14 protein-coding genes are annotated in these 18,381 nt (G+C 71.4%); 7 read left to right on the top strand and 7 right to left on the bottom strand.

The window, feature by feature from the left end; all coding sequences use genetic code 11:
- Positions 1 to 10: 10 nt before the first annotated feature.
- Entirely contained in the window at positions 11 to 1,045 is a 1,035-nt protein-coding gene (locus DEJ13_RS14490; protein WP_111107517.1) for a LacI family DNA-binding transcriptional regulator, read from the bottom strand.
- A 127-nt stretch (positions 1,046 to 1,172) separates the two neighbouring features.
- On the opposite strand from DEJ13_RS14490, the gene DEJ13_RS14495 reads away from it, so the two are divergent.
- The 5 genes from DEJ13_RS14495 (at position 1,173) to DEJ13_RS14515 (ending at position 8,933) form a co-directional block, all read left to right on the top strand.
- The gene (locus DEJ13_RS14495) at positions 1,173 to 2,444 is read left to right on the top strand and encodes an ABC transporter substrate-binding protein (RefSeq protein WP_181437090.1); all 1,272 of its coding nucleotides are present in this window, start codon (positions 1,173 to 1,175) and stop codon (positions 2,442 to 2,444) included.
- Positions 2,441 to 3,391 (top strand): carbohydrate ABC transporter permease, encoded by a 951-nt coding sequence (locus DEJ13_RS14500; protein WP_111107519.1) that lies wholly within the window; start codon positions 2,441 to 2,443, stop codon positions 3,389 to 3,391. Before DEJ13_RS14495 ends, DEJ13_RS14500 begins: the two co-directional genes overlap by 4 nt.
- A 13-nt stretch (positions 3,392 to 3,404) precedes the next feature.
- Entirely contained in the window at positions 3,405 to 4,223 is an 819-nt protein-coding gene (locus tag DEJ13_RS14505; protein WP_111107520.1) for a carbohydrate ABC transporter permease, read from the top strand.
- 65 nt (positions 4,224 to 4,288) lie between these two features.
- Complete coding sequence (locus DEJ13_RS14510; RefSeq protein ID WP_111107521.1) at positions 4,289 to 7,429, top strand: glycoside hydrolase family 38 N-terminal domain-containing protein; 3,141 nt, start codon at positions 4,289 to 4,291, stop codon at positions 7,427 to 7,429.
- Between the two features lie 181 nt (positions 7,430 to 7,610).
- On the top strand, positions 7,611 to 8,933 hold the full coding sequence (locus tag DEJ13_RS14515; protein WP_181437091.1) for a fibronectin type III domain-containing protein: 1,323 nt from the start codon (positions 7,611 to 7,613) through the stop codon (positions 8,931 to 8,933).
- 76 nt (positions 8,934 to 9,009) lie between these two features.
- On the opposite strand, the gene DEJ13_RS14520 is transcribed toward DEJ13_RS14515, so the two are convergent.
- The 6 genes from DEJ13_RS14520 to DEJ13_RS14545 form a co-directional block, all read right to left on the bottom strand.
- Positions 9,010 to 9,585: a TetR/AcrR family transcriptional regulator gene (locus DEJ13_RS14520; protein WP_111107523.1), complete on the bottom strand. Its 576-nt coding sequence runs from the start codon at positions 9,583 to 9,585 to the stop codon at positions 9,010 to 9,012.
- A 75-nt stretch (positions 9,586 to 9,660) separates the two neighbouring features.
- Entirely contained in the window at positions 9,661 to 10,461 is an 801-nt protein-coding gene (locus DEJ13_RS14525) for a glycoside hydrolase family 16 protein (protein ID WP_181437092.1), read from the bottom strand.
- 514 nt (positions 10,462 to 10,975) lie between these two features.
- Entirely contained in the window at positions 10,976 to 12,907 is a 1,932-nt protein-coding gene (locus tag DEJ13_RS14530; protein WP_111107526.1) for a beta-L-arabinofuranosidase domain-containing protein, read from the bottom strand.
- Positions 12,904 to 13,869 carry a carbohydrate ABC transporter permease gene (locus DEJ13_RS14535; protein ID WP_111107527.1) on the bottom strand — a complete coding sequence of 322 codons (966 nt, stop codon included), beginning with the start codon at positions 13,867 to 13,869 and terminating at the stop codon, positions 12,904 to 12,906. The genes DEJ13_RS14530 and DEJ13_RS14535 overlap by 4 nt, the downstream gene beginning before the upstream one ends.
- Positions 13,866 to 14,816: a carbohydrate ABC transporter permease gene (locus tag DEJ13_RS14540; RefSeq protein WP_111107528.1), complete on the bottom strand. Its 951-nt coding sequence runs from the start codon at positions 14,814 to 14,816 to the stop codon at positions 13,866 to 13,868. Before DEJ13_RS14540 ends, DEJ13_RS14535 begins: the two co-directional genes overlap by 4 nt.
- Positions 14,813 to 16,114, bottom strand: a complete 1,302-nt coding sequence (locus DEJ13_RS14545) for an ABC transporter substrate-binding protein (RefSeq protein ID WP_181437093.1) — start codon at positions 16,112 to 16,114, stop codon at positions 14,813 to 14,815. Before DEJ13_RS14545 ends, DEJ13_RS14540 begins: the two co-directional genes overlap by 4 nt.
- 168 nt (positions 16,115 to 16,282) lie before the next feature.
- On the opposite strand from DEJ13_RS14545, the gene DEJ13_RS14550 reads away from it, so the two are divergent.
- Positions 16,283 to 17,281 (top strand): LacI family DNA-binding transcriptional regulator, encoded by a 999-nt coding sequence (locus DEJ13_RS14550; protein ID WP_181437094.1) that lies wholly within the window; start codon positions 16,283 to 16,285, stop codon positions 17,279 to 17,281.
- A complete protein-coding gene (locus DEJ13_RS14555) occupies positions 17,278 to 18,270 on the top strand; it encodes a phosphotransferase family protein (protein ID WP_258374148.1) in 993 nt (330 codons plus the stop codon). Before DEJ13_RS14550 ends, DEJ13_RS14555 begins: the two co-directional genes overlap by 4 nt.
- Positions 18,271 to 18,381: the final 111 nt, after the last annotated feature.

An 18,381-nucleotide genomic window follows, 5' to 3' on the forward strand; every position in this document is an offset into this window, starting at 1 on the left:
CCCGCACCCGTCAGTGGTGGACGATGTGGACGGGGAGCTCGACGAGCCGCGGCGGCTCGCCGTCGGCGGAGCCGTCGAGCCGCGAGAGCAGCATCCGGGCGGCGACCCGACCGAGCTCCGCGGGGTCGTGGTCGATCACGGACAGCGGGATCGGCGCCATGTCGGCGAAGTCGAACGAGTCGAAGGCGAACAGCCGGGGCGGCTGGTCGACCGTGCCGTCGGCCACGCCCTTCGCGATCGCCCGGATCGCGCCGACGCTGATCCGGTTGTTCGCGGCGAACACGGCGGTGGGCGCCTCGGCGCGTCCGAGCAGCTCCCGCATCGCGCGCTCCGCGGTGTCGGTGTCCTGCAGTCCGAGCACCACGAGCGCGTCGTCGAGCTCGGTCCCGTGCTCGGCGAAGGCGCGACGGAACCCGGTCAGCCGTCGCTGCCCGGTGGAGACCGTGACCTTGTTGCCGAGGAACGCGATCCGCCGGTGACCGTCCTCGAGCATCATCGCGGTGGCCGCGTGCGCACCGTGGACGTCGTCGATCAGGACCGCGTCTGCCGGCACGTCCCGCACCGTGCGCGAGGCGAGCACGAGCGGCACGTCGTGCAACCGCGCGGTGGTGAACCGCTCGACGTCCGGCCCGACCGGCACGACGACGAGCCCCTCGACCTGCCGACCGAGGAAGTCGGAGAGCAGCTGGCGCTCGAGGTCCGCGTCCTCGTTCGTGGTGCCGACCAGGATGCGGCGGCCGGTCGCGGCGACCACCTGCTCGATGCCCTGCACGACGCCCGCGTAGTACGGGTTGCCGATGTTCGTGATCATGACGCCGACCAGCCCGGACCGCTGCCCGGGGCGCAGGCTGCGGGCGTTCTCGTTGCGGTGGTACCCGACCTCCGCGATGACGCGTTCGACGTGCTCGCGCAGGGCCGGACGTACGTTCTTGCCGCCGGACAGCACGCGGGAGACCGTCATCGGGCTGACCTCGGCGACGCGGGCGATGTCCTTGACGGTCATCGCGGGCTTCCGGGTCGGTCCGGACCCCGAGGCTGCCTGCATGGGTCCCTGTATACCGGAGAACGCGCTTGCGGCAGGACGACCTCCGTGTATGCTCCGGTTGGTAACGTTATCAATTCGCCGTCGAATGGATCACCCGATGCCTCACCCGACTTCCCGAGGGCCCGCCGTGACCCGCCGCACCGCCCTCGCCCTGGGCGGCGGCGGGCTGCTCTCCATGGCCCTGGCGGCGTGCGCCCGCGGCTCCGACACGCAGCCCTCGGCGCCCGGCACCGTGACGCTCAACAGCGACAACCCGACCTGGGGCCCCGGCTACGCGGCCGCCTCGGCGGTACTCGCGAAGCGCATGGGGTACCGGATCACGTCCCGCTCGATCGCCAGCGTGAACAACTACACGCAGATCATCCGGATGACCGCGCAGACCGACAGCACGACGGACCTCATCAAGTGGACCAACGGCTACCGGCTGCAGGACATCGCCCGGGCGGACATCCTGACCGACCTGAACCCGGTGTGGGACGAGGTCACGAAGCGCGGCTGGGTCGACCCGGCGCAGCGCGAGTCCTTCAGCTACCGGGGCAAGGCGTACGGGGTGCCGCTCTACAAGAGCTACTACGCCGTGTTCTACAGCAAGAAGGCCTTCGCCGAGCACGGGATCACGGCACCGACGACCTTCGACGAGATGATGGACGCTGCGCAGCAGCTCAAGGACGCGGGCATCACGCCGTTCCTCTCCCCCGGCGCCACCACGTGGGAGGCCGAGATCTGGTTCATGCAGCTGCTCGCCTCGATCGACCCGGACTACTACAAGGCCGTCACCACCGACAAGGCGAGCTACACCGACGAGCCGGCGCAGCGGGCGATGGACCTCTGGTCGTCGATGTACGCCGACGGGTTCTTCTCGGCGCCCGACGTCACCTCGAACGACCTGCCCGGCCTCGTCAAGCAGGGCAAGTTCGGCATGATGCTCTACGGCACCTGGTTCGCGAACACCCTGCTCGCCGCCGGCCTGAGCGACGCCGACATCGGGTTCTTCCGGGTCCCCCCGCGCGGTTCGGCAGCTCCGGCGGTCGTCGTCGAGAGCGGCTCGCTGTCGGTCCCGGTCAAGGCGCACCGGCACGGCGCCGCCGTCGACGTCGCGGCGAACTGGCTGGCCACCGACGTGCAGACCGCGTGGGTCGGGTTCCTCGGTGACACCAGCCCCAACCCGCACGCACTGCCGAAGTCGAACCTCGTCAAGGCGCTCGCGAAGGACATCGCCGACACCCGCCCCGTCGAGCTCACGCGCTACTGGGAGGCCTCGCCCACCCCGCTCGTCGAGGGAAACGTGCAGGACCTCGGCTCGTTCATGGTGAACCCGTCGAAGGCGAACGGGGCCGCCACCCTGCGATCCATGCAGAACCGAGCAGTGACCGAGTGGAAGACCTGGAACGCCGCATGACGCTCACACAACCGCCCGTCCCCGACACGGTGCTCGACCAGGAGGGCCGGCCCGGCGCCCGACGTCGGCCCACGCCGACGAGGCGGGCACCGCTCAGGGCCCGCCTCACCGGCGGCGCGTTCCTCGCCCCGTCCGTCGTGCTGGTGGTCGCGCTGCTCGTCGTCCCGTTCCTGTTCACGATCTACCGCAGCTTCTTCGACGACAACGGGTTCACCCGGAGCCGGGTCGGGGTCGAGAACTACCGCGCGATGTTCGCCGACCCCGCGTTCGGTCAGTCCGTCCTGAACACCGCCATGTGGGTCGTCGGCACGCTCCTGCTGCCCGTGGGCATCGGCCTCGCGATCGCGGTCGCCACCTGGAAGCTCAAGCTCGGCGGACTCGCCCGCTTCGCCATCGTGTTGCCCTACGCGATCTCCGGCTCGGCGACCGCCGTGGTGTGGACGTTCATGCTCTCCACCGACGGCGGACTCGACACCCTGCTGCGCATGTTCGGACTCGACCCGCTCGTGTCCCAGTGGCTGCTGCAGTGGCCGCTCAACACCGTGATGATGATCGTCGCGACGACCTGGCAGGCCACGGGCGCGTGCGTCATCCTCTTCCTGGTCGGCCTGCAGTCGATCCCGCCGAACACGCTCGAGGCAGCGCAGATCGACGGTGCGTCGGGATGGCGGCTGTTCTGGTCCGTCACGTTCCCGCAACTGCGGCCGATGACCGTGGTCGTCGTGGGCATCTCGATCGTCGGCAGCCTCAAGGTCTTCGACCAGGTGCTGCTGCTCACGAACGGCGGCCCTGGAACCGCGTCCGAGACCCTCGCCCTGACGATGTACCGCGAGACCTTCACCCTGTCGCGGTACGGGTCCGGTGCGGCCGTCGCCGTCTTCCTGACGATCGTGGTCGTGGTGGCCTCGTGGGCCTACCTCCGCCGTCAACTCCGTCCGACCGACTAGCAGGAGCCGTCCGATGACCAAGACCTCTCACCGCATCCTGGCCGCCGTGCTGACGGTGGTGTCGCTGATCTGGCTGATCCCGTCGTACCTGCTCGTGGTCAACGCCTTCACCAAGAGCGCCGACTACTCGGGCACACCGTCCTGGTGGCCGACCTCATGGTCGCTGTTCGACAACATCGCGACCGCCTTCCGGAACGCCAACGTCGGGCAGGGCATGCTCAACAGCCTGCTCTACTCGGTGGTCGGGGCCGGCGCCGCGGTGTTCATCGCCGCGCTCGCCTCCTTCGCGGTCACGATCATGCCGGTCAAGCGCCCGACCTTCTGGTTCTGGGTGATCTACATCGGCACGATCCTGCCGCTGCAGGCCTTCCTGTCGCCGCTCTTCACCGGGTTCGCCGCCACGTCGCTGTTCGACACGCAGTACGGCATGCTCCTGGTCTACGTCGCCCTCACCATCCCGTTCGCGTTCTTCGTCGTGCGCGGGCACATGACCGGGCTGCCGAACGAGGTGCGCGAGGCAGCGTCCCTCGACGGGGCCGGCTGGGTGCGGATGTTCTTCCAGGTCCACCTGCCGCTCTCGGTGAGCGCGCTGCTGGCGGCCTTCGTCTTCCAGTTCACCTGGATCTGGAACGACCTGCTCTTCGGCCTGACGCTGTCGTCCAGCGCGAACATCCGCCCCGTCATGGCGACCCTCGCCGACCTGACCGGCAACTACTCCACGTACGGACCGCCGGTCGCGCTGGCCGGAGCGCTCGTCGCCTCGCTCCCGACCATCATCGTGTTCTTCGCGTTCCAGCGGTTCTTCGCCCGCGGGCTGAACCCGACCGCCTGACCCCGCCCGCCGGACCTCGGCCGCCCGATCTCGACCGCCCCACCACCGAAGGAAGCACCGCACCGATGACCGAACCCGCCCTCGTCTCCGCGCAGCCCTGGTCCCACCTGGAGGCCCGCGCCGGCCTGCTCGACCGGGCCAGCGTCGCCGCCACGACCATCGGCGGCGCCCGCGTGCGCATCATCCCCGAGCCGCTGCAGACCGAACGGGACGGGGTCCGGGTGCAGAGCATCCGCCTGCTGTTCGACGACGCCGAGACCGCCGCCCGTGCGACGAGTGCGACGCTGGTCGGTCCCGCCGGCGACCTCGTGGCGGAGCAGTCGCCCGCGCCAGACACCACCTCCGTCCGCTGGCTGGTCCGCGCCGTCGACGGTCCGACCGACGTCACCCTGGCGGTCCCGGACCTCGGCGACGAGACGGTCGCGTTCGTCCTGCTGCCCCAGCGCGCCTGGTCCGTCCACGTCGTGCACCACTCGCACTTCGACTTCGGGTACACCGACCCGCAGACCGCCGTGATCTCGGCGCAGCGCTCCTACCTGGACTCCGCCGTCGAACTGGCCGCGGCCACGAGCGAGTGGCCCGAGGCCGCCCGCTTCCGCTGGAACGTCGAGGCACTCTGGGCGTTCGCGGACTGGGAGCGGCACCGCCCCGCCGCGAAGGTCGCCGAGTTCGTGCGGCTCGTGCAGCAGGGCTCGATCGGCCTCAGCGCGATGCCCTACAACCTGCACACCGACACGTGCTCGACCGAGGAGCTCCACGAGCTCCTGCGCGAGGCCCGTCGCATCCGCGAGCAGTACGGCATCGACTTCACCACCGCCATGCAGACGGACGTCCCCGGACAGGTCGCCGGACTGCCGGACGCCCTGCACGAGGTGGGGGTCCGGTACCTGGCCGTCGCGCACAACTGGGCGGGTCGCTCGATGCCGCACCAGAACGGCGCCCTCGACCTGCCCCGGCTGTTCCGCTGGCGCACGCCCGCCGGCAACTCGGTCGTCGTGTGGATGACCGACAGCCCGCACGGTCTGGCCTACATGGAGGGCCCGATGGTGGGCCTCACCGAGTCGTACGAGGTCGCCGAGGCCTACCTCCCCGCGTACCTGACGGCCCTGGCGACGCGTGGCTACCCGTTCCCGCCCGGCGTCTTCGGCGCCCACGGCGAAGAAGCCGAGGGTCGGCCCGGGTACCCGTGGAGCGTGCTGCACCTGCGCACGCAGGGGTTCATGGGCGACAACGGTCCGGCGCGGCTGCACCTGTCCGAGGTCGCCCGGCAGTGGAACGACACCTGGACCTCCCCCAGGCTGCGCGTCTCGACGAACGAGGACTTCTTCGCCGAGGCCGAGGCGGCACACGGCGACGAGCTCGTGACCGTCGAGGGCGACTGGGGCGACTGGTGGGTCGAGGGGGTCGGCTCGGCGGCGGTCCCCCTCGCCCTGACCCGCGAGGCCCAGGCGACCGTGAGCGACGCCCGCTCGTTCTCGCAGGCCGCCGCCTGGCTGGGCGGACAGGCCGTGCCGACCGAACGTGCCGAGTCCGACCGGGCGTGGGACGCGATCTCGATGTTCAACGAGCACACGTGGGGCGCGAGCAACTCGTGGACCCACGGCGACGAGGGCTACGACTCCGGCGAGCGCCAGTGGCAGTGGAAGGTCGGACAGGCGCTCACCGGCCACCAGCGCGGACGCGACCTCGAGGAGCACGCCCTGGTCTACCTCGCCGACGCCGTGGCCCCCGCGCCGGACGCCCTGGCGTCGATCGTCCTCGCGAACGCCTCGGGCGCGACGCGGACCGGTGCCGTACGGTTCCTGCTGAAGGAGTCCACCGTCCCCTTCACCGAGCACGTCGCGCTGCAGGACGGGCGCACCGGTCAGTCGCTTCCCGTCGTCGTCGACCCGCAGGCGAACGCGCTGCACCGTGAGTCCGGGCGGTGGCTCACCACCCACGTGGCGGACGTCCCCGCGTTCGGCTTCGTGCGGGTGGACGTCGTGGCCGCGGACGCCGCACCGGAGCCGCCGCGCACGCACGACGGTCAGGGCAGCGCGCTCCGTGAGCTGTTCACGATCGAGAACGAGCACCTGCGGGTGTCGGTCGACCCGGGCACGTCGACGATCCGGTCCGTGACCGAGCGGTCGACCGGGCGGGAGCTCGTCGCCCAGGACGCACCAGCCGGCTTCAACGCCTACGTCTACGACTCGTACGGGTCGTCCGGGGCGGGCGTCAACCACCTGTCGAACAAGCTCTGGAGCTCCGACCGGCTCGAACTGCTGGCGTCGCGTACCACGGGCGGTCCCGCCGTGCTCGTCGAGCGGGTGTCGGACGCCGTCGAGGAGCGGCTGGTCTACCGCTTCAGCGCCGCCGGCGTCGACGCCGTGACCGTCACGCTGCGCCTGCGGCACGGCGAGCCACGCCTCCGGATCGCCAACCGGCTCGAGAAGCCCGTGACCCGGACGAAGGAGAGCGCCTTCTTCGCGTTCCCGTTCGCCGCGGCCGACCCCGTCGTCCGGTACGAGGTGTCCGGCGGCGTGACGGGTGACGGTCTCGCGCACGTCCCCGGAGCACCGCAGCACATGCGGGCGATCCGGCACTGGGTCAGCGTGCAGGACGGCGACGACGCGGTGGTCTGGGTCACCAAGGACGCGCCGCTCGTGCACCCCGGCACGATCTCCCTGCCCTACGCGCCGTTCCCCGCGAGCACCAGCCCGTCGCAGCCCGCGACGATCTACTCGTGGCTGCACAACAACGTGTGGGACACCAACTTCCCGATCGAGCAGGGCTTCAGCGCCACGTTCGAGTACGCGGTGGGGGTCCGCGCCGACCGCTCCCAGCCGGTCGAGGCAGTCGCCCTGCAGACCACGGCCGACCTGGTGCAGCCGATGCGCGCGGTCCCGGCGTCGGGGACGACCGGCCTCCGTGACGCGTCGGCCGAGCTGCTCACACTCGACGACGGCCGCGTGCAGCTGGTCTCCGTGGTCGCGACCGAGGACCCGCGGCAGTCGATCGTCCGCCTGCAGTCCGTCGCCGACGAACGGGTGACGCTCACCCTCGGGGTCGGGCAGGCGATCGAGCGAGCCGTCCGGAGCACGTACCTCGGTGACGACGCGCCGGGCGCGATCGCCGTCGAGCAGGACCGCGTCCGGCTCACGCTGGAGCCCTTCGAAGCGGCAGCCGTCCGGGTCACCCGACGGCTGCCGGAGGACTCAGCGGCCTGACCCGAGCGGACCGGTGCCGGCGAGGCGACAGGACCGCCCCGCCGGCACCGGTTCCCGCACAGCCGCGAGCGTGCGGTGCGGGTTACCGCACACCACTCTCCCAGGTGTTCCCCTGCTGACTCTGCGGGTGCCAGCATGAGCCGCCCGCCGTCCGATGCGTCCGGGCAGAGGGGAACCAACCATGAACAGGGTCTTCGTCGTCGCCGCCACCGCGGCGGCGCTCGTCCTCGGAGCAGCCGCTCCGGCGGCAGCAGCTCCCACGCAGTCGGTGCCCAGCGCACCGACGAACGTGCACGTGTCCGGGTCCGCGGACGCCGCCACCGTCACCTGGTCCGCTCCGCGTCGCAGTGCTGCGATCACCGGGTGGACCGTCACCATGAAGCCCTACGAGCAGCAGCCGGACAAGGGCGTCGACCGGCTCCCGGCCTCGGCTCGGTCCGACCGCTACGGGTACCTGACCCCCGGCGTCACCTACACGTTCACGGTGAAGGCCACGAACAGCCGCGGTCGCGGGCCGGCAGTGACCGCGCAGTACACGCGTCCCGCGCCGACGCCGACCACCTCCGCGCTCTTCGGTCTCGACACGGCGGGCAACGTCGTCCGCTTCCCCACCGACGGGTCGTCCACCGCGGTCACGGTCGCTCCGGACGGGGCCGGCTACACCGCGGACCACCAGGGTGACGTCTTCGTCCCCTCGGCCGACCGCACCAGCATCGTCGAGCACCCCCGCGACGGCTCGGCGGCACGCACCGTCGCGTCCGGCCTGCACCTCACGCCGGACCTGCGCACGGACGACGCCGGCGACCTGTTCTGGGTCGACTCGGTCTCCGGCGCGATCACCCGTCTCCCGGCCACGGGCGGCGCACCCGCCGTCGTCCCGGGCCTCGGCACCCCGGGCTCGCTGTGGGCCGTCTCGGCGAAGGGCGCCGTCGCGACGTTCCGCCACGCATCGTCGGGCGACGTGCTCACCGTCCGGACCGCGGCGGGTGTCGTGACGACCCGCACGCTGAACGGCACGGGCCCGTTCCCGTCCGGCCGCGCCGACGCGATGGCCCTCGAGGCGGACGACGACGTCTACATCCACTCGTGGACCGTCGGCGCCTCCGGCTACAACACCTGGTACCTGCTGCCCCTCGGGGTCACGGAACCGACCAAGCTGGCGGACCGTCTCGCGTTCGAGATCGGCGCGCTGAGCAAGGACGGCTTCGTGCTCGTCGAGTCGAAGCAGTGGTGTGCCGCCCCCGCCGAGTACCCGACGCCGTGCGCGATCGACCGGTCGTTCTCCGACGAGCTCGTCCGTTCCGGCACCACGACGACCACGCACGCGGTGTCCGGCATCACCGCGGAGGATCGTGGCCCGGTCTTCGGTGTGACCGACACCGCCGGTGACCTGTTCGCCGACATCCCCGGCGGTGCCACGCCGGGCCTCTGGCGGGTGCCGGCCGGCGGCGGGGCAGCGCAGCAGCTGTCCGCGAACCAGTTCACCCGCCTGCTCGCCGCCTGACCGCGAGCACCCGGCAGCACAGCACGCAGAACGCCCCGCCGTCACATGACGGCGGGGCGTTCTGCGTGCTTTCCGGTCACGTGCCGAGCAGCGACCGGACCGCGTCGACGACGACCTGTCGACGCCGGGGCGCGGTGACGGCCTGCACCAGCGGGTCGAACTCGGCCGAGGTCGTGCTCCAGAACACGGCCAGGTGCATGACGAGCCCGAGCAGCACGGCCGGTCGGTACGAGCGGGGCAGCACACCGGCTCGTTGGGCGTGCTCGACCGCGGCGACCAGGTCGGCGTCACGGGTGAGGATCGCCGGCAGCGGCACCTCGGTCGCGCGTTCCAGCCGGTGCCACGTGAGCAGACGCGGCATCCAGGGCCGTGCGACTGCGGCGTCGTGCAGCCGTCCCGCCCAGCCGGGCAGGTCGTCGACGTCCAGGGGCACCTCGGCGAGCGTCTCGGTCACCGTTTGGGTGACGAGGGCGTCGAACAGCCCTTCCTTGCTGCCGAAGTAGTGGAAGATCTGTGCCTTGTTGCTCGCGGCGGCGGCGCCGATGCGCTCGGTCCGGGCGCTCGCGAGGCCGACGGCTGCGAACTCGTCGCGTGCCGCGAGCAGCAGGCGGGCGCGCACGGCGTCGGCGGCGGGCGGCGTGAAGGTGGCCATGGCCACCACAGTAGTGAGCTGTGACGGGAGGCCCGGTGCCAGCTGGCACCGGGCCTCCCGTCATGCGTCAGGTCGTCACTCGGTGGTGGAGACCCAGTCGATCTGCAGGGTGCCGGACGCACCCCAGTTGCCGGTCTGGAACATGAAGCGGTGCGGCGTGCTCGGCACGTCGTGCGTCACGGTCTGCAGGACCGTGCCGTCGACGCTGTACGTGACGGACTTGCCGGGGACCCAGTTCACCGTGTAGGTGTGCCAGTCACGCCACGACACGTTCGTGCCGATCTGCTCGCGCTCGGCGCCACGGCCGGGGACCATCGAGTGCTGGAAGCCGGACGGGCTCGACTCGAAGTTGCCCTCGGGGAAGTCGATCTCGCCGTCGGACCAGTTGTTCGAGGACGGCCACAGCATGAAGGCCGCGCCGTTGCCGTCGCCACCTTCTGCCCTGGCGCGGACCGAGAAGGTCCCGCCGACGTGCCCCCACGCACCGGCGGAGGTGCCGAAGGTGCCGGCCGAACCCGCCCCGCCGAGGGCGACGTTCATGACGCCGTCAGCGACGGACACGGTCTTGCTCGGGGCGTAGATGCCCGAGGTGCCGTCCGGGTAGGGCTGCCACGCCTGCTGGTACAGCGACGAGACCTGGCCGAGCAGCGCCGGGGTGTTGAAGTCCTCGACGAACGAGGAGTCCGGCGGGGCGGACGCCGAGTCGGCGTCGGCCGTCGGGTCGTCGCTCGGGGTGGGGTCCGGGGTCGGGGTGGGAGCCGGACGGGAGTGGTGCCATCCACCCCAGGTCCAAGGGCTGGCGTTGGCCGCGGTGGGCACACCGATCAGCAGGAGGCTCGCGGCTGCGACCGCGGTGATCTTGATGCGGCGGTTCATCGGGGATTCCGTTCGGTGGGGGACGTCTGAGTCGTCAGGCGCAGGGACGTGCGCGTGCTTCGAGTGGAGATGTCGGGCTCCTTGAGGGGCTCGGGCGCGGGAAGCGGCATACGGAAGGGACGCGTGCGGGCGGCGGGATGCCGGTGGGTTCGGTGACGCGTCCCCCAGACATGATGCATCATGTGTGCCCCGTTTGGGGGGCGCTGCACAAATCGGCGTCTGAACTCCCGGTGTCGATCGACCGTGGTGCGCGCCTGCCGCCGATGTCGCCGAACGACGATCGATGTGCGCTTTCCGTCAGTTCACCGTCTGTCTGGGACACCGGCTCGCGCTGCACCGTACAGTCGATCGCGCTACTCCGTGGTCCCTAGCCGCGGATGCCCGACCCCTGTACAGGGTGGACATCGTCCGACGAACCACCACGTCGTACCCGACGGCGTCGTAGCGCGAGGGCGTCTGCACAGCCCCGAACACGTGGCAGGCGCCCCCGCACCCCTCGCGCGATCCCCTCAGCTCACCGACGGACGGGCTCGTCCGGGTCGTCGACGTCCCGCCAGTTCCCGATCACCGGGAACTCCGTGACCCGGAGTCGCGCCGATCCGTATGGCACCAGTCGCAGGTCGTCGTCCGGACCGTGGTCGAGCACCGGGCTGCCGGGCGGGACGTCCGCCTGCGCCCCGGCCGTCCTCCAGCCGGTCGCTCGCGCCCCGGGGGCGTGCAGCACGACCGGTGCACCGCGCCGGCCCACGAGCGACCAGGGAGCGTCGGGGACCGTGTCGCGCGTGACCCGCCACCCGTCTGCGGCTCCGACCTCGGCGAGCGCCCAGTTCCACGATCCGCGCGGGTGGACCTCCCACTCCCCGAGGCCGGGCGCGCCCTCGTGGGACACCCACCGCTCGCCCGGCGCGTACACCATCACGAGCGGCCCGAGCCGGACCGCCGCTGCCTGACGCTCGCGCCGGACCACCCGCGCGCGCATGGGCAGGACGAGGACGACGTCGCCGGCCGCGGACCAGTCCCGCTCCAGGGTCACGTACCCGTCCGCGGCGGCACGGGCGAGTGCGACGGCTTCGCCGCCGACCGTCAGGACCGCGTCCGTCGCCCACGCCGGGATCCGCAGGCGCAGCGCGAACGGAGCCGTCCGGTCCGTCGCAACCCGGATCGTGACGGTCTCGTCGAACGGGTACGCCGTGTCGACGACGATCGACACCGGGTCACCGTCGACGTCCGTCTCGACCGCGGACGGTGCGTACGCGACCACCCGCAACCCGTCGTCGTCGCGCAGCCACAGGTGCGCCACGAACTTCGGCCACCCCTGGTGCAGGTTCGCCGTGCAGCACCCGAAGTGCGGTTCCAGCCCGAAGATGCCAGCGTCGTCCGACGAGAAGCTCCAGTCCCGCCGCGCGACGGACACCTCGACCTGGTTCGCCTGCTGGTGGTACTGGTGTCCGCGCATCTCCGGGTCACTCGACGCCGGCAGCAGGTTGTACGCCAGGGACTCCAGCCGGTCGCCGTCCACACCCCGGCCGTACACCTGCGCGTGCACCGCGGCGGTGAACATCATCTCGACGACCTGGCAGGTCTCGATGCCCGCCGTCGCCTCGCGTCCGCCCAACCACTCGTCGCCGGAGAACCACCCGTTGGCCTGTCCGTGCCAGCGGTCGAGCGCCCCGAAGGACGACTCCGTCCGGGCAGCGTGCCCGGCCACGTCGTGGTCGCGGAGTGCGTCCACCGCGCCGGTCTTCAGCCCCATGGCGACGTTCGGTCCGTGGGTCCGGTGCGAGAACGTGCGAGCGGGCCCGGTGATCAGTCCGTCCGCCAGGTAGTCGTCCCACCGCGTGGTCTGCGCCGCGAGCAGGTCGACCAGGTCCAGCAGCCAGGCATCACCGGTCCGTTCGTACAGCCACCAGACGGACAGGGCGTTGTCGGCGCCGCGGGCACGCCCCCACGACGTCAGCGGCCGGCCGGGGAGGTGGTCGAGCTGGTGCCGGAAGTACCGTTCGAGGAACGGGGCCACCCGGTCGTCCCCGGTGGCGTCGGCGTGCTGGGTGAGCACCTTGAGGGCGACCATGCGGGGCCACCAGTCGTCGTTCCCGGTCGGTCCGAAGAACCCGTCGTCGCGCTGCGACCCGAGGATCCACTCGATCCACGGTTCGGCCAGGGCGGTCAGCCGCGCGTCCTGCAGCACGTGCGCGAGCGGGACCAACCCGTCCAGGTAGTACGGCCCGCGTTCCCAGTTCTCGCCGGGTCCGCCACGCCAGCCGCTGTCCGGGCCGACGTCGGGCCAGATCGCCTCGAGCTGCCCGGTGATGTTGTCGGCCTGCAGCCGCAGCTGGTCGAGCAGCCAGCCGCGCGGGGTGATGCTGCCGAGCGGGAGCGGACGGTGCGAGCGGCCCTCGGTGGCGGCGACGGTGCCGTCCGTGGTCGGGATGTCCTGGATGGTCATTTGATGGATCCTCCGATGAGACCTCGGGTGTAGTACCGCTGCAGGGCGAGGAACAGCACGACCACCGGCACGGTCGCGACGCACGCGACGGCGGTGAGGAGCCCCGGGTCGATCACCGGGACGCCCGGGATCTTGAAGGACGTGCTGATGCTCGAGAGTGCGAGCGGCAGGGTGTACTTGCTGTCGGTCGACAGGAACGTCACCGAGCTGAGCAGGTCGTTCCAGCCGGCCATGAAGCCGAACAGGGCCGTGGTGACGAGTCCGGGCCACGCCAGCGGCAGCATCACCGAGCGCAGGATGCGCCCCGTGCCGGCGCCGTCGATGGCCGCGGCGTCCTCGAGCTCGGGCGGGATGCCGTCGAACGTGTTCCGCATGACGAAGACCGAGAACGGCAGCTGCAGCGTCACGAGGACGAGCACCACGCCCGCGAGCGAGTCGAGCAGCCCGAGCTTGCCCAGGATGATCGACAGCGGGGTCAGCAGCCCCTGGAACGGGACGACGAGCGGCGCGAGCAGGAGCACGAACACGACCGACGAACCGCGGAACCGGATCTTCGACAGCGCGTAGGCGGCGAGCGTCGACACGAGGGCGACGAGCACGGCGACCGCGATGGCGACGACGAACGAGTTCACGATGTTCTGCCGGAGGTCCACCGAGGGGTCGAACACCTTGGCGTAGTTCCGGAGCGTGAGCGTCGCGATCGACTCGAACCCGATCCCCCGCGCGTCCGCGTCCGCCGGCAGGAACGACCGGAACAGGATGTAGACGATCGGTGCGATGAACAGCAGCGCGAGCACCGTGCCGACGGCGACGTAGGCGACGTCGCCCGCATGCACGCGACGTCGGCGTGGTGGGGTCACGCCCGGCGCGTGCGCTCGCTCCGCGGCACCCGACGTGGAGGCTCCACCCGCGCTGCGTCGGGAGGCTGCGGTCGTGCGCCCGGTGACGTCGGTCGCGCTCACCGGTCGTCCTCCGCTCCGGTCGAACGCAGCGCCCGCAGCTGGACGACCGCGATGGCGAGGATGATCACGGTGAGGATCATCGACAGGGCGGCGCCGTACCCGAGGTCGTAGCGGACGAAGGACTGCTGGTACGTGTACATGACCGTCGTGGTGGTGGCCCCGCTCGGACCGCCCTTCGTCAGCACGTAGAACTGGTCGAAGACGAGGATCGAGCCGGACACCGCGAGCAGCAGGCACAGCGCGAACTGCCGCCGGACCAGCGGGAAGACGACGGACCCCTCTCGCCGCCACCACCCGGCGCCGTCGATCTTCGACGCCTCGATCACCTCGGTCGGCACGGCCTGCATGCCGGCCATCAGCAGGATCATCGCGACGCCCATCGACTTCCACACCGTCAGGACGATGACCGCCCAGAACGCCGAGCCGGGCGCCGTGAACCACGCGGTGTCACCGTCGGTCAGCCCGACGGACCGCAGGAGCACGTTGATCACGCCCGTGCCGGGGACCAGCAGCACGTTCGCCATGTAGGCCGCCGCGGTGAAGCCGATGACGACCGGCATGAAGAACGCGGTCCGGACGAACGACACGAACCGGCCCTCGCCGCGGACCATCGTCGCCGCCGCGTAGCTCACGGCCATCCCGAGCGGCACCGCCACGACGGTGAACAGCAGTGAGAAGACGAGCGAGCGCCAGAAGGCCGCGTCCTGGAACGCCTGCGTGTAGTTCGCGACGCCGGCCAGGCTGACCTTGCCGAGCAGCGGCCAGTTCGAGAACGACATGCCGACGAGCAGCACCATCGGCACGACGAAGAACACGAGCGCGAGGACGAGGGCGGGGGCGACCAGCACCCACGCCAGCGTCTGTCGGCGACGGCTCCCCGCACGCGGCCGGGACCGCGTGGCCCCGGCCGCGGCCCCGGCGAGCGCCGTGGACGTGACGGCTGTCACTGTCCGACCTGGCTGTACGCCTGCTCGATGAGCGAGTTCGCCTGCTTCTCGGCGCTCGCCAGGGCGGTGGACGCGTCGGCCCCCTGGAAGATCACCTTCTGGGACTGCTGCGCCCACGGGCCGTTCGGGTCGTTGATGACCGCGTTGTACGCGATGCTCTTCGGCAGCTTGCCGATCGCCAGCGTGTCGACGATGTCCTTCGACCAGTCGTCCGTCGCCAGGGTCTTCGCCACGGTCAGGTCGGGTGCGATCCAGCCCTGCGACAGGTCGATCTGCGCCGCCTGCTTCGAGCTGACGAGCCACTTCATGAGCGCCCACGCACCGTCGGCGTTCTTCGCCCCCGCGGTCATGCCGATCTCGTCGCCGCCGAGGAACGACCCCGAGCCGCCGTCCACGCCGGGGATGCCGACCGCGCTGCCGAAGTCGGCCTTCTTCGCGGTGAGCGTGTTCGCCCCGCCGAACACGATGCCGACCTTGCCGTTCAGCGCGTTCTCCTGCCCGACGTTCCCCGGGTCCTGGTTCGGCTGGTCGGTCTTCTGCATCAGGCCGGACTTCCACATGTCCTGGTACCAGTCGACCATGCCGACGAGTGCGTCGCTCGTGAACTCCGCCTTCTGGTTCTTGCCCGCGGCGGTGAGCACGGTGCCGCTCTTCGCCCACGAGCTCGGGAACCCGGTCCACGCCTGCCCGACGCCGCCCAGGGTCGAGAACCCGGAGACCCCGCCGCCGAGCGCCTGGATCTTCTCGGCAGCGGCCTTGACCTCGGCCAGGGAGGTCGGCGGCTTCGTCGGGTCGAGCCCCGCCTTGGTGAACAGCGACTTGTTCCAGAACATCTGCGACCCGGTGAGCGCGACCGGCAGGGCGTAGTTCTTGCCGTCGAGCGTGCCGATCTCGACACCGGCCGGGGCGAGGTCGCCCGTGTTCGACAGCTTCGTCACCCGGTCCGTGACGTCGGCGAGCAGGCCCTGGGTCGCGAGCAGCGGCGTGTTGACGATGTCGTAGCTGACCAGGTCGGGCACCGATCCAGCCCGGGCCGAGTTCGCCAGCTTCGTGAGGTACTGGTCGGCCTGGATCGTGGAGATCTTCACGGTGACGTCGGGGTGCGCCTTCTCGTAGGCCTTGACCTGGTCGGACAGGTCGACCCCACCGTCGCGCTGCCACAGCGTGACGGTGCCCTTCGCGGCACCACCGCCGTCGGCCGTGCCGCTCGAGGAACACCCTGCCAAGCCGAGTGCGGCGACCGTGAGGGCGGCCACCAGGGTCGCGCTCCGCCGGATCGTGGATGTCTTCATCGTCATCTCCAAGTCGCTCCTTGCCGCAGCGTTGCGGCAAGCTTTGCTGTATTTGCCGACGCTAGAGTGCCGCGAAAGGCGTGTCAATGCTTGACGACCGAATCGTGATGCGGCAAGGTTTGCCGAGTGCCGTCCGACCGGACGGAGCGCGGACCGCATCACGAGGAGGACAGCGTGGTCAACCGTCGAGAGGTGACCCTCGCCGACGTCGCCGCCCAGACCGGGGTCTCGGTCGGCACGGTGTCCAAGGTCCTGAACGGGCGGGGGCAGATCGCCGAGGCGACCCGGCAGCGGGTCGCAGCGGTGGCGACCGCCCTGGGACTGACCGTGCGCGCCGAGACGCGGGTCGAGCCTCCAGGCCGGTCCTTCCTGGTCGGCGTGCTGTCGACGGACGCCTACGGACGGTTCACCATCCCGATCCTGACGGGCGCCGAGGACACCTTCGGGCCCGGCGAGGTCTCGATGCTGCTCGCCGAGAGTCGCGGCGACCCGATCCGCGAAGCCCACTACGTGCAGACGTTCCTCAAGCAACGCGTCGACGGGATCGTCGTGACCGGGCGCTCGAGCGACCCGCGCCCGTCGATCACCGAACTGCTGGGCGTGCCCGCCGTGTACGCACTCGCGCCGTCCCTCGACCCTCGCGACGTCTCGATCGTGCCGGATGACGAGGCCGGTGCCGCTCGGGCGATCGACCACATGCTCGGGTCCGGACGCCGCTCCATCGCGGTGGTCTCCGGTGCCCGGCGCCACACTGCCAGCTCGCACCGTGTCGACAGCGCCAAGCGGGCGATCGCCGCCGCGGGTGCCACGCTCGCCGGCGGGGACGCGCTCTACGGCGAGTGGAGCGAACGCTGGGGCTACGAGGCGGCGACACGGCTGCTCGCGACGGACTTCGACGGCGTGTTCTGCACGAGCGACCAGATCGCCCGCGGCGTGGTCGACTGCCTGCGTGACGCCGGCGTGTCCGTCCCCACCCAGGTCGGCGTCGTCGGCGTCGACAACTGGAGCGTCATCACCGACGCGGCACGGCCGAGCATCACGTCGGTGGACCTCAACCTGCGCGAGGTCGGGCGCCAGGCCGCGGCCCTGCTCATGCAGATGATCCAGGACCGGGCGGTCCCGGGCGGAGTCCGCACCGCCGAGTGCTTCCTGGTGCCGAGGCAGTCGACGTGAGCGAGCCGGACCGGATCCTCGCCGCGGCCGGTCTTCCGTCGGACGGCCCCTGGGCGCGGAAGCGCGGATGGGTCAGCCGCGCCTGGATCGGAGACCGGGTCGTGGTCCGCGTCGGCGGCGCACAGGCGGCCGACGCGTACCGACACGAGGCCGCCGTGGTCCCCCTGCTGCCGCCGGACGTGCCACACGCGCCGTACCTGGGCAGCGGGGACGGACCAGACGGTGCCTGGTACGTCTCCGGTCGACTCCCCGGCCAGTCGCTGCACGACGCGTGGCCGTCGGCGTCCGTCGGCCAGCGTCGTGCGCTCGTGCACGACCTGGGCACGGCACTCCGGGCGCTCCACCGTGTGCCAGCACCGGCAGGACTCCGGCCGCCCTGGTTGGCCGACGCGCTCGACGGCCCGCACGACGTCTGGCCCGCCTACCACCCGCCCGTCGTGGCCGTGGCACCGACCCTCGTCGACGACGCGCGACGGGTGCCCGGTCACGACGCACGGCTGCTCGACGCCGTCGGACGGTGGATCGAGGAACGCCTGCCCCTGTTCGCCGACGACGAGCTGGTCCTGGTGCACGGGGACCTGCACGGCTCGAACCTCGTCGTCGAGGACGATCCGGTGTCCGGGCCGGCCGTGTCGGGGCTGATCGACTTCGCCGAGGCGATCGCCGCGCCCGCCGACGTCGAGCTCGACACGATCCTGCGCTGGTGCGCCCGTCCGTCGGAGTTCCCGCCGACGCCGGACGCGCTCGGCCTCGACCCGGCAACGCTCGCGGCGGTGCCGGAGTGGTTGCGCGAGGCCTACCCGGAGCTGTTCGCGCGGGCGGACCTCCGGGCGCGGCTCGAGTTCTGCGACATGTGGGTGGAACTGGCGATCGCGGCGCACCACCCGGAGAGCGCGGTGCGGGACCTCGCCGCGGGACGGATGACCGGCCTGCTCGAGGGCCGGAGCCACCTCGATGCGTTCCCGGTGCTGGAGCGCGATCGACGGTGATCGGGATCCGCGCGCGGAGGGTCGCACCGTGCAGACCGAGCCGCGCGACTGGTTCCTCGCCCGCGACGAACGCGGGAACACCGCGACGGACGTCCATGCCAGCAGGGACGA

Source organism: Curtobacterium sp. MCLR17_007 (genome assembly GCF_003234655.2).
GTDB lineage: Bacteria > Actinomycetota > Actinomycetes > Actinomycetales > Microbacteriaceae > Curtobacterium.